Source organism: Tabrizicola sp. (assembly GCF_016792905.1).
Taxonomy (GTDB): Bacteria; Pseudomonadota; Alphaproteobacteria; order Rhodobacterales; family Rhodobacteraceae; genus Tabrizicola.
The window spans coordinates 49062-62682 of record NZ_JAEULP010000036.1 but is presented as its reverse complement, the minus strand read 5'-3'; the positions used below and the strand labels follow the sequence as shown (position 1 = coordinate 62682).

At 71.0% G+C, this 13621-nt stretch carries 12 protein-coding genes and 1 riboswitch; of the genes, 11 read left to right on the top strand and 1 reads right to left on the bottom strand.

Annotation, left to right across the window (positions count from 1 at the left end; translation table 11 throughout):
* The first annotated feature begins 20 nt into the window (after positions 1-20).
* Positions 21-221, top strand: a riboswitch (cobalamin riboswitch).
* A gap of 81 nt (positions 222-302) precedes the next feature.
* From JNL31_RS07915 to cobJ, 7 genes are all read left to right on the top strand, one after another.
* A complete protein-coding gene (locus JNL31_RS07915) occupies positions 303-677 on the top strand; it encodes a DUF1636 domain-containing protein (protein ID WP_294972075.1) in 375 nt (124 codons plus the stop codon).
* Entirely contained in the window at positions 674-1708 is a 1035-nt protein-coding gene (cobW, locus tag JNL31_RS07910) for a cobalamin biosynthesis protein CobW (protein ID WP_294971974.1), read from the top strand. The genes JNL31_RS07915 and cobW overlap by 4 nt, the downstream gene beginning before the upstream one ends.
* 393 nt (positions 1709-2101) lie before the next feature.
* Complete coding sequence (gene cobN, locus JNL31_RS07905; RefSeq protein WP_294971972.1) at positions 2102-5521, top strand: cobaltochelatase subunit CobN; 3420 nt, start codon at positions 2102-2104, stop codon at positions 5519-5521.
* A 142-nt stretch (positions 5522-5663) separates the two neighbouring features.
* Positions 5664-6950, top strand: a complete 1287-nt coding sequence (locus JNL31_RS07900) for a precorrin-3B synthase (protein WP_294971969.1) — start codon at positions 5664-5666, stop codon at positions 6948-6950.
* Positions 6934-7563: a precorrin-8X methylmutase gene (locus JNL31_RS07895; protein ID WP_294971967.1), complete on the top strand. Its 630-nt coding sequence runs from the start codon at positions 6934-6936 to the stop codon at positions 7561-7563. The genes JNL31_RS07900 and JNL31_RS07895 overlap by 17 nt, the downstream gene beginning before the upstream one ends.
* Before the next feature lie 2 nt (positions 7564-7565).
* On the top strand, positions 7566-8297 hold the full coding sequence (locus tag JNL31_RS07890; protein ID WP_294971964.1) for a precorrin-2 C(20)-methyltransferase: 732 nt from the start codon (positions 7566-7568) through the stop codon (positions 8295-8297).
* A complete protein-coding gene (cobJ, locus tag JNL31_RS07885) occupies positions 8294-9043 on the top strand; it encodes a precorrin-3B C(17)-methyltransferase (RefSeq protein ID WP_294971962.1) in 750 nt (249 codons plus the stop codon). The genes JNL31_RS07890 and cobJ overlap by 4 nt, the downstream gene beginning before the upstream one ends.
* Before the next feature lie 59 nt (positions 9044-9102).
* On the opposite strand, the gene JNL31_RS07880 is transcribed toward cobJ, so the two are convergent.
* A complete protein-coding gene (locus JNL31_RS07880; RefSeq protein WP_294971961.1) occupies positions 9103-9834 on the bottom strand; it encodes a cobalt-precorrin-6A reductase in 732 nt (243 codons plus the stop codon).
* Between JNL31_RS07880 and cbiE the strand changes: the two genes are divergently transcribed.
* The 4 genes from cbiE (at position 9833) to JNL31_RS07860 (ending at position 13533) form a co-directional block, all read left to right on the top strand.
* Positions 9833-11008 carry a precorrin-6y C5,15-methyltransferase (decarboxylating) subunit CbiE gene (cbiE, locus tag JNL31_RS07875; RefSeq protein ID WP_294971959.1) on the top strand — a complete coding sequence of 392 codons (1176 nt, stop codon included), beginning with the start codon at positions 9833-9835 and terminating at the stop codon, positions 11006-11008. The genes JNL31_RS07880 and cbiE overlap by 2 nt on opposite strands.
* Positions 10990-11364 carry a cobalamin biosynthesis protein gene (locus JNL31_RS07870; protein ID WP_294971957.1) on the top strand — a complete coding sequence of 125 codons (375 nt, stop codon included), beginning with the start codon at positions 10990-10992 and terminating at the stop codon, positions 11362-11364. The genes cbiE and JNL31_RS07870 overlap by 19 nt, the downstream gene beginning before the upstream one ends.
* Before the next feature lie 67 nt (positions 11365-11431).
* Positions 11432-12217 (top strand): precorrin-4 C(11)-methyltransferase, encoded by a 786-nt coding sequence (gene cobM, locus JNL31_RS07865; RefSeq protein ID WP_294971955.1) that lies wholly within the window; start codon positions 11432-11434, stop codon positions 12215-12217.
* Complete coding sequence (locus JNL31_RS07860; RefSeq protein ID WP_294971953.1) at positions 12214-13533, top strand: cobyrinate a,c-diamide synthase; 1320 nt, start codon at positions 12214-12216, stop codon at positions 13531-13533. Before cobM ends, JNL31_RS07860 begins: the two co-directional genes overlap by 4 nt.
* The last annotated feature ends 88 nt before the right edge of the window (positions 13534-13621 follow it).

Below are 13621 nucleotides of genomic sequence, written 5' to 3'. Positions count from 1 at the left end.
GACAACGGGGGGGTGCTTGCCTCAGGTGGGCTGGCGCTGGTTCCTGTTTATGACAGGCGAAGAGGGAATGCGACAGGTCGGAAACGACCCACAGCAGCCGCCCCCGCGACCGTGACCGGAGAGGTCCCAATGCCACTGGCGGATGCCGGGAAGGCGGGGGCCGTGGGGGGATCCCCCCGTATCCGCAAGCCGGGAGACCTGCCCGCGCAAAGGATGAACCGGCGGACGGGGTGTTCCGCGACCGGGTGAGGGTGAAGGCGCCCTCGCTGGCCCATGCCCCCGATGCCATTGGACAGGCTGCGATGGGCGCGACCCTATACGTCTGCACGACCTGCAAGGCCGGTGCGCCGGTGGCCGAGGGCGACCTGCCCCCCGGCCTGCGGCTCTATGCCGCCCTGAAACGGGCAGGCGCGCCCGATGGCGTGCGCATCGTGGGCGTCGAGTGCCTGTCCGCCTGCAACACCGGCTGCGCGGTGTCGCTGACCAAGCCTGGCGCCTGGTCCTATGTCTACGGCCGCCTCACCCTTGACGACGTCCCCGCAATCCTTGACGGCGCGGGGAAATACGCGGCCAGTGCCGACGGCATCGTTCCCTGGCGCGACCGCCCGACTGTCTTCCGCAAGCAGAGCATCGCCCGCATCCCACCCCATCCGCCCCTAGAAGAGGCCGCCGAATGACTGATCTCACCAAAATCCCCGTGACCGTGATCACCGGCTTCCTTGGCGCCGGAAAGACCACCCTGATCCGCCACCTGATGCAGAACCCGCAGGGCAAGCGCCTCGCGATCCTGGTCAACGAATTCGGCACCGTGGGGGTGGATGGCGACATCCTGAAATCCTGCGCCGATGAAAACTGCCCGGTGGAGAACATCGTTGAACTGGCGAACGGCTGCATCTGCTGCACCGTGGCCGACGATTTCATCCCGACGATCGAGACGCTGATGGCGATGCCGCAGCGCCCGGATCACATCCTGATCGAAACCTCCGGCCTCGCCTTGCCGAAGCCGCTCCTCAAGGCCTTCGACTGGCCCGCGATCCGCTCGAAGATCACCGTCGACGGCGTCATCGCCCTCGCCGATGCCGAGGCGGTGGCCGCAGGCCGCTTCGCCCCCGACGTGGCGGCGGTCGAGGCGCAGCGCGCCGCCGATGCCAGCCTTGATCACGAAACGCCGCTTTCCGAAGTCTTCGAAGACCAGATCCTCTGCGCCGACCTGATCCTTCTCTCCAAGGCCGATCTGGCGGGGGAGGCGGGCCTTCAAGCCGCCCGCGAGGTCATCGCCGCCGAGATGAACCGCCCCGTCCCGATGCTGGCCATGACCGAAGGCGTGATCGACCCCCGCGTCGTCCTGGGCCTTGCCGCCGCCGCCGAGGACGACCTTGCCGCGCGCCCCTCGCATCATGACGGGGCCGACGACCATGAGCACGACGATTTCGATTCCGTGGTGATCGACCTGCCCGAGGTGACGGACCCCGAGGCCCTGACCGCCGCGATCCAGCGCCTTGCCCGAGAGAACCGCATCCTGCGCGTCAAGGGCCATGTCGCCGTCGTCGGCAAGCCGATGCGGCTCTTGGTGCAGGCGGTGGGCGAGCGGGTGCGGACCCAGTTCGACAAGCCGTGGGGAGCCGCGCCCCGCCGGTCGCAACTGGTCGTCATCGCCGAGCATGACGACATCGACGAAGCGGCGATCCGCAGGGTGCTGGGGGCCTGATCCGGGATGGGCATCCGCGCCAGCATCGCAGAAAACGCGCCGCCCTCCCCCAGCGTGGGGGAGGGATGGGGAGGGGGGGCACGCCCGCCCTCATGCGTTGTGCTTGTCCGATGCCCCCCACCCCCAGCCCCTCCCCACGCGGGGGAGGGGAGGCGCCTGACCCACGCCTCGCGCCGATCGCCGACGGGCATCACTTGGTCCCGCCGCCTCCGCACCGCGCCTCCCTGCCCCCAACGTGGGGGAGGGCCGGGGAGGGGGGGGGCGCAGACCTCGGTCACGGGATCGTGGCGTCCCGGGCGTGACCCGGGACCCCGACGTCCGTGCTTGCCAAGGCCGGGGGGGCCGTCGCAGCGCCGGGGCGGGGTCCCTTTCCCCAACCGGGGGGCCTGACCGATGCACGTCGTCTTCCGCGAAAGCCACGGGCTGGAGGAAACGGACACCCCGTTCGACCTGGGCCAGGACCCGGCCGATCTGGTGGTGCTGTCCTTCTCCGACAGCGACCTCGGGGCCTTCGCGGCGGGGTGGGATCGTGGGCGTGCCGGGTTGCCCACCCTTCGCCTCGCCAATCTCGTCGCGCTGAAACATCCGGTTTCGGTCGACACCTATGCCGAGCGCACCCTTTCCGGCGCAAAGGCCATCCTCGTCCGCCTGATCGGGGGCGAGGCCTACTGGCCCTATGGCCTTGCCACCCTGCAGGACCTCGCCCGTCGCCGGGGCATGGCGCTCGCCATCCTTCCCGCCGACGGCCGCCCGGACGAACGGCTCGACCAGCTCTCCACGCTCCCCGTCTCCACCCTCCGCCGATTGCAGGCGCTCTGCGACGAAGGCGGGGCGGTCGCCGCGCAGGCCGCTCTCGCGCAGCTGGCGCTGGCCGCAGGCATCTACGCCGCCCCCGTGAGCGGCGAGAAGACCGTGCCGCAGATGGGCTTCTACGATCCTGACTGCGGCGTCATTCCTGCGCCAGCGGCCGAGAATACCCGTCCCGGGCTTGACCCGGGACCTCTGTCCGACACTGGCGCGCGCCCCGGAAACGGAGGTCCCGGGTCAAGCCCGGGACGGGGTTCCTTCCAGGCGTCCGCGCAGGATCATCCCGACACCTCAACCCGCGCCTCCCTCCCCCCCGCATGGGGGAGGGATGGGAAGGGGGGGGCGCCTACGACAAAAGGCACCGTCCTGGTCGCCTTCTACCGCAGCTACCTGACCTCCGCCGACAACGCCCCGGTCGACGCGCTGATCCACGCCCTGCGCGCCGAGGGCTTCGCGGCCTATGGCGTGTTCGCCCCCAGCCTGAAGACCCCCGGTTTCGCCGACTGGCTGACCACCCACCTGATCGCCACCCCGCCGGTCGCGATCCTCAACGCCACCGCCTTCTCCGCCCGGGCCGACGACGGCACCACCCCCTTCGACGCCGTCCCCTGCCCGGTGTTCCAGGTCGCCCTCTCCACCGCCCGCCGCCGTGACTGGGCCGCCTCCGACCGCGGCCTCTCGCCCGCCGACCTCGCCATGCACGTCGTCTTGCCCGAGGTGGATGGCCGCATCCTCGCAGGCCTCGTCAGCCACAAGTCGCCCGGCACGCGCCACCCTGACCTCCAGTTCTCCCGCTTCGCGCACCGTGCCGATGCCGAACGGATCAAGGCCGTCGTCGACCGCGTCACCCATTGGCACCGCCTCGCCGCCACCCCCGCCACAGACCGCCACCTTGCTCTGATCCTCTCCACCTATCCCGGGCGCGCGCACCAGATGGCCCATGCCGTCGGCCTCGACGCCTTGGCCTCGACCGAAGCCCTCCTCCAAGTCCTCGCAGCCGAGGGCTACACGACCACCCAAGGCGCGCCCCTGCCGCAGGCCCTGACCGAAACCCTCACCTGGCCGCTTGCCGCCTACGAGGCCGCCCTCGCCACCCTGCCGGAAGCCCTCCGCCAGAGCCTGACAGAAGCCTGGGGCGACCCCGCCACCGACCCCCAGCTCAAGGACGGCGCCTTCCACTTCCCCGCCACCCGCCGGGGCAATGTCCTGATCGCCCTCCAGCCCGAACGCGGCGAGGTGAAGACCCGCGACACCGACTACCACGACCTCTCCCGCACCCCGCGCCATGCCTATGTCGCCTTCTACCTCTGGCTCCGGTCCCAGGGCCTCCATGCTCTGATCCACATGGGTGCGCACGGCACGCTGGAATGGCTGCCCGGCAAATCCGTCGCCCTGTCGGAAACCTGCTGGCCCGAGGCCCTGATCGGCCCCCTGCCGGTGATCTACCCCTTCATCGTCAACGACCCCGGCGAGGCGGCACAGGCCAAGCGCCGCATCGGCGCCGTCACGCTCGGCCACCTGCCGCCACCCCTGACGCAAAGCGCTGTCCCCCCCGAGCTTCTCCGCCTCGAACGCCTGCTCGACGAGTATTCCACCGCCGACGGCCTCGACCCCGCCCGCCGCACCCGGCTGATCGCCGCGATCCGTGACGAGGCCAGCGCATCGGGCGTTGCCGCCGACCTCGGCCTTTCCGCCAACGCCACCCCGGCCGAAGCGATCACCCGGATCGATCGCTTCGTCTGCGACCTGAAGGAAAGCCAGTACGGAGTCGGCCTGCACATCTTCGGCGACGGGGCAGGGGAACGTGAAGGCCTCCTCGCCGCCCTCAACGGTCAAAAAGTCGCCCCCGGCCCCGCCGGATCGCCCAACCGAGGCCGCAGCGACGTCCTGCCCACGGGACGCAACCTCTTCTCCGTCGACCCCCGCGCCGTGCCTTCGCGCAACGCCCATGCCCAGGGGGTGAAACTGGCCGAGGAACTGATCCGCCGCCACCTGCAGGACCACGGCGATTATCCGCGCGGGCTGGTGGTCGACCTCTGGGGGTCGGCCACCATGCGCACCGCGGGCGAGGAATTCGCCATGGCGCTGCACCTCGCGGGCCTCGCGCCGAAATGGGACGACGGCTCCGCCCGCGTCTCGGGCTTCGAGATCCTCCCCCTCGCCCTCCTTGGCCGACCGAGGATCGACGTCACCCTCCGCGTCTCGGGCCTCTTCCGCGACGTCTTCCCCGGCCTCGCGCAACTCTTCGAGGCCGGGGCCGAAGCTTTGGCCCAACGCGACGAGGCGGCCGAGGACAACCCCTACACCACCAGGGCCGCACGGGTCTTCGGCCCCAAGCCCGGCCTCTACGGCCTCGGCATGGGCACCGCCGCCGACAGCTTCACCGACGAAGCCCGCGCCGCCGCCGGCGAAGCCTGGCTCAACGCCTCAAGCTGGGCCATCGGCCCCGACGGCCAGTCCTCCGAGGCCCGCAGCGAACTGGAAGCCCGGGTCCTCGCAGCGGAAGCCTTCGTCCACGCCCAGGACCTGCCCGAAACCGATGTCCTGATCGCCGCCGACTACGCCGCGCACGAGGCCGGTTTCGCCGCTGCCGTTGCGAAGCTCGGCGGAGCGAAACCCACCCTCTACCATCTCGACGCCACCCGCCCCGACACACCCCACGCCCGCACCCTGACCGAAGAAATCGCCCGCGTGGTCCGCGCCCGCGCTGCAAACCCGCACTGGGCCGAAGGCATGATGAATCACGGCTTCCGCGGCGGGGCGGAAATCGCCGCCACGCTCGACCACATGGCCGCCTTCGCCCATCTGGCGCAGGTCGTCCCGCCGCATCTCTTCGACCTCTACCACGGGGCCACCCTCGGCCGCGACGAAGTCCGCGACTTCCTGAGCCGCGAAAACCCCGCCGCTCTTGCCGCCATGGAAGACCTCTTCCGCCGCCTGCGCGATGCGGGCCTCTGGCAGACCCGCCGCAACTCCATCGCCGCGACGCTGGATGGTGCCGCATGAACGCGCCTCATTTCATGTCCGGAAATATCCCCGCCGGAGGCAAGGCCCGAGCCGGTTGCGCGCCCTTCGCGCGCAGAGGCGAGACAAAAGGCTTGCGCGAAGCGCTCGGATCAAGAACCGCCCCAACGCGGAGGCACACCGCATGACCGCCTGGGAAATCAAGGGCTGGTGCCCCGGCGCCCTGCACCCGATGCAGTCGGGAGACGGCCTCGTCACCCGCATCCGCCCGCCGCTGGGCCGCCTGACGCCGGCTCAGGCCGAAGCCATCGCGCAAGCGGCGGAAACCCACGGCAACGGCATCATCGACCTCTCCGCCCGCGCCAACCTGCAACTGCGCGGCGTGACCGGCGCCAGCCACGGCCCGCTGATCGAGGACCTCCGCGCCCAGGGCCTGATCGACCCCGATGTCGAGACTGAAACCCTTCGCAACCTGATCGTCACGCCCTTCCGGACCAGCCCCCCCACCCCACCCCTCCCCCACAGCGGGGGGAGGGAGCCGCAACCGGCCCCTGTTTCGCACAACACCGCCACCCCGCGCCTCCCCTCCCCCTCGTGGGGAGGGGATGGGGGTGGGGGGCACGCAGCCCGCCAGATTGCCGACGACATCGACGCCCTCGCCGCCACCCTCACCGCGGCCTTGACCCGGATGCCCCGCCTCCCCGGCAAATTCGGCTTCGCCCTCGACACCGGGCCAAGACCCGTCCTGACCCGGGCCTCCGTCGACATCCGCGTCGAACGCGCCGCCGACGGAAACCTGATCCTGCGCCCCGAAGGCCACCCGCTCGGCCAGCCCGTCACCGACCTCGCGGCCGATGCCATCGCCATGGCCGACTGGTTCGTCGCCAACGGCGGCGTGACCGATGGCCGGGGCCGCATGGCCGCCCTTGTCGCCAAAGGCACCGTCCCCCCCGGCTGCACCCTCGCCCCCGCCGAACCGCTGCCGACGCCCACACCCGGCCTTCACTCCGACGGCGCCCTCGTCGCCCTCGCCTTCGGCCAGATGCGGGCCGAAACCCTGCACGCCCTCGCCGCCCTCGGCCACGAAATCCGGCCGACCCCCTGGCGGATGCTCCTGATCGTCGGCGCGACCAGCCTCCCGGCGATCCCCGGCCTGATCACCGATCCCGCCGACCCGATCCTCCGCGTCACCGCCTGCACCGGCGCCCCCGGCTGCCCGCAGGCTCTCGGCGACACCCGGACCCTCGCCCGCCAGCTCGCTCCCCTTCTGCCAAAGGGCCAGATCCTCCACCTTTCCGGCTGCGCCAAGGGCTGTGCCCATCCTGGCCGCGCGGACCTGACTCTCACCGCCACCGGACAAGGCTACGACCTGGTCCGCAACGGCACCGCCTCCGACACCCCCAGCCTGACGGGCCTCACCCCCACGGCCATCGAAGACCACCTGAAAGCCCTCCATGCCCCATCTCTATGAAACCGACGGCGCCGCGATCTACCTTGCCTCCTTCGCCATGATCCGGGCCGAGGCCGACCTCGCCCGCTTCACCCCGGAGGAAGAAACCGTCGCCGTCCGCATGATCCACGCCGCCGGGATGGTCGACCTCGCCCCCCACATCCGCTTCACCCCCGGCATGGCCATCGCCGCCCGCGCGGCCCTTGAAGACGGCGCCCCCATCCTCTGCGACGCCCGCATGGTCAGCGAGGGCATCACCCGCGCCCGCCTGCCGAAGGGCAACGAGGTGATCTGCACCCTGCACGACCCGCAGGTTCCCGACCTCGCCAAGAAAATGCAGAACACCCGCTCCGCCGCCGCGCTCGAACTCTGGCGGCCCCACCTTGCCGGGTCCATCGTCGCCATCGGTAACGCCCCGACCGCGCTCTTCCACCTCCTGAACATGCTGGAAGACCCCGCCTGCCCGCGCCCGGCGGCGATCATCGGCTGCCCGGTGGGCTTCGTCGGTGCCGCCGAATCCAAGGACGCACTGATGGAAGCCCCGCCGGTCCCCTCCCTCATCGTCCAGGGCCGCCTTGGCGGCAGCGCCATCACCGTGGCGGCGGTCAACGCCCTCGCCAGCCGGAAGGAATGACCATGGGCCGCGTGATCTGTGCAGGCCTCGGCCCCGGCGACCCGGAACTGATGAGCCTGAAGGCCGCCCGCGCCATCGGCGAAGCCCGCCATGTCGCCTATTTCCGCAAGGCGGGCCGCGCCGGTCAGGCCCGGCGGATCGTCGAGGGGATGCTGTCGCCCCAAGCCACCGAATACCCGATGGAATACCCGGTCACGACCGAGCTTCCCTTCGACAGCCCCGCCTACACCGACGCCCTTGCCCGGTTCTATGATGACTGGGCGAACCGGCTTGCCACCCTTGCCGCCACCGAAGATGTCCTCGTCCTCTGCGAGGGCGACCCGTTCTTCTACGGCAGCTTCATGCATCTCCACTCCCGCCTGCAAGGCCGCGTTCCCGTCGAGGTGATCCCCGGCATCACCGGCATGACCGGCTGCTGGAACGCCACCGACACGCCGATCACCTGGGGCGATGACGTGCTCACCGTCCTGATGGGCACCCTGCCCGAGGAGGATCTCGTCGCGCATATGGAACGGTCGGACGCGCTGGTGGTGATGAAGACCGGCCGCAACCTGCCCCGTGTCCGCCGCGCGCTGGAGCGGACCGGGCGGCTCCATTCCGCCTGGCTGGTGGAACGCGGCACGATGCCCGGCCAAAGGGTCGCGCGGCTGGCCGAGGTCGAGGACCACGACTGCCCCTATTTCGCGATCGTCCTCGTCCACGGCCACGGCCGCCGCCCGGAGATCGCCGAATGACCGCGGCGGGAGAATCGGGCTGGCTTTGCATCGCGGGCCTCGGCCCCGGCGACAACCGGCTGGTCACGCCGGAGGTCACGGCCGCTCTGGCCGAAGCGACCGACGTGGTCGGCTACATCCCCTATGTCGCCCGCGTCGCCCCGCGACCGGGCCTCACCCTCCACCCCTCCGACAACCGGGTGGAACTCGACCGCGCCCGCGCCGCGCTGGAGATGGCGGCGGCGGGCCAGCGTGTCGTGGTGGTCTCCTCCGGCGACCCCGGCGTCTTCGCCATGGCCTCCGCCGTGTTCGAGGCGCTGGAGGGCCGCTCCGACTGGCAGGCACTCGATATCCGCGTCCTGCCCGGGATCACCGCCATGCTCGCCGCCGCCGCTGCCGCCGGTGCCCCGCTTGGCCATGACTTCTGCTGCATCAACCTCAGCGACAACCTGAAGCCCTGGGAGGTGATCGAAACCCGCCTCCGCCACGCCGCGAAGGCCGATTTCGCCATGGCCTTCTACAACCCCCGCTCCGCCAGCCGCCCCGAAGGCTTCGCCAAGGCCCTCGCCACCCTGCTACAGGAATGCGGCCCCGACCGCCTGATCACCTTCGCCCGCGCCGTCTCGACCCCAGACCAACGCCTGACCACCACCACCCTCGGCGAAGCCACCCCCGAGATGGCCGACATGCGCACCGTGGTGATCGTCGGCAACTCCGCCACCCGCCGCGTCGGACCTTTCGTCTATTCCCCCCGGAGCGCGCGATGATCGGGGCCAAAATCCTTCGAAGGATTTTGCAAGACTTTTCGAAAAGTCTTGCTCCCGGATCAACCGTTCAGCCAGGCCATGACCTCACCCACGGTCCGCGCCAGCCGACGCTCCGGCACCCAGGGCCGGTCGATCAGCACCACCGGCAGCGCCAGTTCCCGCGCGGCGATGAGCTTGGCCTCGGCCCCCGCCCCGCCCGCGTTCTTGGCCACGATCACCCCGATCCCATGGCTTTCCAGCAGCGCCCGGTCGCCCGCCACATCAAACGGCCCGCGGGCAATCACCGCCTCGGCGTGGGGCAGCGGCAAGGCCTCGGTTGGCGGATCGACCAGCCGCAGCAGATAGTGGTGTTGCGGCGCGCTGGCGAAAGCGCCGAGATTTTGCCGACCTATCGCCAGGAACACCCGACGCGGGGCCTCTCCCAAGGCCTCGACGGCAGCGGCGAGATCGGGCACATGGGTCCAGCGGTCGCCCTCGCCCGCCTGCCACGGCTCCCGCTCCAGCGCGACCAGCGGCACAGCCGCCTCGGCGCAGGCGTCCACCGCGTTTCGGCTCATCTGCGCCGCGAAAGGGTGGGTGGCGTCGATCACATGGCCGATCCCCTCGGCGCGGAGGTAGTCCACCAGCCCCGCCACCCCGCCGAATCCGCCCACGCGGACGGGAAGGGGCTGGGCCACCGGCGCCTCGGTCCGGCCCGCATAGGAATAGACCGCATCAACCCTCGCCTCGGCCAGGGCTTGGGCCATGCGGGCGGCCTCGGTGGTTCCGCCCAGAAGCAGGACGCGGGTCATGGCTGATCCCTGGCTCACGATCATCGGTCTGGGCGAAGATGGACCGGACGCCCTGTCGCCCGCAAGCCGTGCTGCGCTCTCCGCCGCGACGGCCATCTTCGGCGGCCCCCGCCACCTGACGCTGACAGGCGCGGGAGACAAGGGCCAGCCCTGGCCCGTGCCCTTCGACCCCACCCCGGTCCTTGCCCACCGGGGCCAGCCCACCGTCGTCCTCGCCTCGGGCGACCCGTTCTGGTTCGGCGCGGGCGGCAGCCTCATGGCTTACCTTGCCCCCGGCGAATGGACCTCGCAGCCCGCCCCCTCCACCTTCCAGCTCGCCGCGAACCGACTCGGCTGGCGGCTGGAGGAGGCCCTCTGCCTCGGCCTCCACGCCGCCCCCTTCTCCCGCCTCCGCCCCGTTCTGGGCAATGGCACCCGTGCGATCTGCACCATCCGGGACGGCGCGGCGGTCGGCGAGCTTGCCCGCTGGCTCGGCGACAACGGCCACCCCAACGCCCGACTGACCGTCCTCGAACGCCTCGGCGGCCCGCAGGAACGCATCCGCCCGATCGCCGGCGATCCCCCGCCGGACATCGCCGCCCCCGTCGCCGTCGCCATCGAGGCGACCGACCCCGGCCTCCCCCAAGCCTCGGGACTTCCCGACGACCTGTTCCACCACGACGGCCAGATCACCAAGCGCCCGGTGCGCGCCCTGACACTCTCCGCCCTTGCCCCGCGCCCCGGCGAGACGCTCTGGGACATCGGCGCGGGCTCCGGCTCAATCGGGATCGAATGGTTGCTGGCGGGCGGCGCAAGGGTCGAGGCGCTGGAAGCCGACCCCACCCGCGCCACCCGCGCGCGGGGCAATGTCGAAAGCTTCGGCCTTGGCCACCGCCACCGCCTGCACGAGGCCCGCGCACCCGAGGTCCTGTCCACCCTGCCCACCCCCGACGCCGTCTTCATCGGCGGCGGCGCCTCCGACGCGCTTCTCTCCCGGCTCTGGGACCTGATCCCGCCCGGCACCCGCCTTGTCATGAACGCCGTGACGCTGGAAACCGAGGCGCTGGTCCTTGACTGGTCGACCCGCCACGGCGGCCATCTTCTCAAGATCGACCTGTCCGAACCAACCTCCATCGGCGGCAAACGCGGCTGGAAAGCCGCCCTGCCGATCCTGCAATGGAGCATCACCCGATGATCGTCGCGGGCTTCGGCTTTCGGTCAGGGGCGACCCTTGCCGCGCTGCAGGACGCGCTGGCGAAGGCCGGGGGGCCGGAGGGCGTGACGCATCTGGCCGTGCTGGCGACCAAGGCCGAAGGGCTGGCACCCTTGGCCGGAGCGCTGGGCCTGCCAGTCCTGGCGCTGGAGCCAGAAGTCTTGCACGGTGTTCCGACACCCACCAAGTCCGACCGCGTTCAAACGCTGTTCGGCACCGGATCGGTCGCGGAAGCCGCTGCTCTCGTGGCGGCGGGTCCGGATGCGCGCCTTCGGGGCGCTCGGGCGGTGTCGGGAGACGGTATGGCAACGGCAGCGATCGCGGAGGGTGCGGGATGAAGAGCCTCCGGCGGGGATATTTGGACCAGTATGAAAGGGCAGGGGCGCGCCTCTGCATGGGGAAGCGATGACCGTCCATTTCATTGGCGCCGGGCCGGGCGCGCCGGACCTCCTCACCCTGCGCGGACGCGACCTGATCGCCGCCTCGCCGGTCTGCCTCTACGCGGGCTCGCTGGTCCCCGAGGGCGTGCTGTCACATTGCCCGCCCGGCTGCCGGATCGTGAACACCGCCCCCCTGTCGCTGGACGAGATCATCACTGAAATCCAGACCGCCCACGAAGCCGGTCACGACATCGCCCGCCTTCATTCCGGCGACCTCTCGGTCTGGTCGGCGATGGGCGAGCAGCTCCGCCGCCTGCGCGACCTTGGCATCCCCTACGATGTGACTCCCGGCGTGCCCTCCTTCGCCGCCGCCGCCGCGGCGCTCGGGGTGGAGCTGACCCTGCCCGGACTGGCGCAATCGGTGGTGCTGACCCGCACCGAAGGCCGCGCCACCCGGATGCCATCCCGCGAAAACCTGCCCGCCTTTGCCGCCACCGGGGCGACGCTGGCCCTGCACCTTTCCATCCACCTGATCGACAAGCTGACCGAGGAGCTGATCCCCCACTACGGCCCTGACTGCCCCGTCGCCATCGTCTGGCGCGCCAGCTGGCCCGAGCAGCGGATCATCCGGGCGACACTGGCCACGCTGAAGGCCTCGGTCCCGGAGGAGGTGGAGCGCACCGCCCTGATCCTCGTCGGCCCCTCGCTGGCGCAGGAAGGCTTCGAGGAAAGCCGCCTCTATGCCGGAGACTACGACCGCCGCTACCGGCCCGTCGGCACCCATCCCCGCTTTCCCGGCACCGGCACATGACCCCCGGTCTTTTGATCGCAGCGCCTGCCAGCGGCACCGGCAAGACCACGGTCATGCTGGGGCTTCTGGCGGCGCTGCGGGACCGGGGGCTCGTGGTGCAGCCGTTCAAGAACGGGCCCGACTACATCGACCCGGCCTTTCATCGGGCGGCCTCGGGGCGCTGGTCGCTGAACCTCGACACCTGGGCGATGGGGCCGGAGACGCTGGCGGGACTGGCAAGCGCGGGCCAGGACGCGGACCTGATCCTCGCCGAAGGGTCGATGGGCCTCTTCGACGGGGTCGCGGCAAAGGGTGCGACCGGCAACGGTGCCGCAGCGGACCTTGCAGCGCTAATGGGCTGGCCGGTGGTGCTGGTGCTGGATGCCTCCGGGCAGGCGCAGACGGCAGCGGCAGTGGCGCAGGGGCTGGCGCGGTTCCGGCCCGGCGTCACCGTGGCGGGCGTGATCCTGAACCGCATCGCCTCGCCCCGACACGAGGCGCTGGTCCGCGCCGGGATGGCGGAGGCGGGACTGCCGGTGCTTGGCACCCTGCCGAAACAGGCGGCCATCGCCATGCCGGAGCGGCACCTCGGGCTGGTGCAGGCCGAGGAACAACCCGCGCTGCAAGCCCTGATCGCCGACGCCGCTCGGCTGATGCGCGAGGGCGTGGACCTTGACGCGCTGGTTGCCGCCGCCAACAGCACGGCAACCCCTTCATCGACGCCCCGGATTACCCCTCCGGGCCAGCGCATCGCGCTTGCCCGGGATGCGGCCTTCAGCTTCCTCTACCCGCATCTCCTGCAGGGCTGGCGCGCGGCCGGGGCCGAGGTGCTGCCCTTCTCTCCCCTCGCCGATCAGGCCCCCGATCCCTCCGCCGATACCTGCTGGCTGCCGGGCGGCTACCCGGAGCTGCACGGGGCCACGCTGGCACAGGCGGAGCGGTTCCGCACCGGCCTCAAGGCCTTTGGCGAGACGAAGCCGGTCCACGGCGAATGCGGGGGCTACATGGCGATGGGCGAGGCGCTGATCGACAAGGACGGCATCCGCCACCCGATGGCCGGTCTCCTGGGGCTGGTGACCAGCTACGAGAAGCGGAAGATGCATCTCGGCTACCGCCTGGCCACCTTGCGGCAGGCGATCCCCGGCCACCCCGCCGGCAGCGCGCTTCGGGGCCACGAGTTCCACTATTCCACCATCCTGTCGCAGCCCGATGCGCCGCTCGCCGATGTGACGGATGCCAATGGCGAGACCGTGCCGGAAACCGGCAGCACTCGACTCCAGCCGGGGGGCGGGCTATCGACCGGCACCTTCTTCCACCTGATCGCAGGCGCGTCATGACCCGACCTCACCGCCCTGGCCCCGGAGTTTTCGAAAACTCCGGTTCGGAGCCTTCAAAGGCTCCGGTCCGATTTCTTCGAAGAAATCG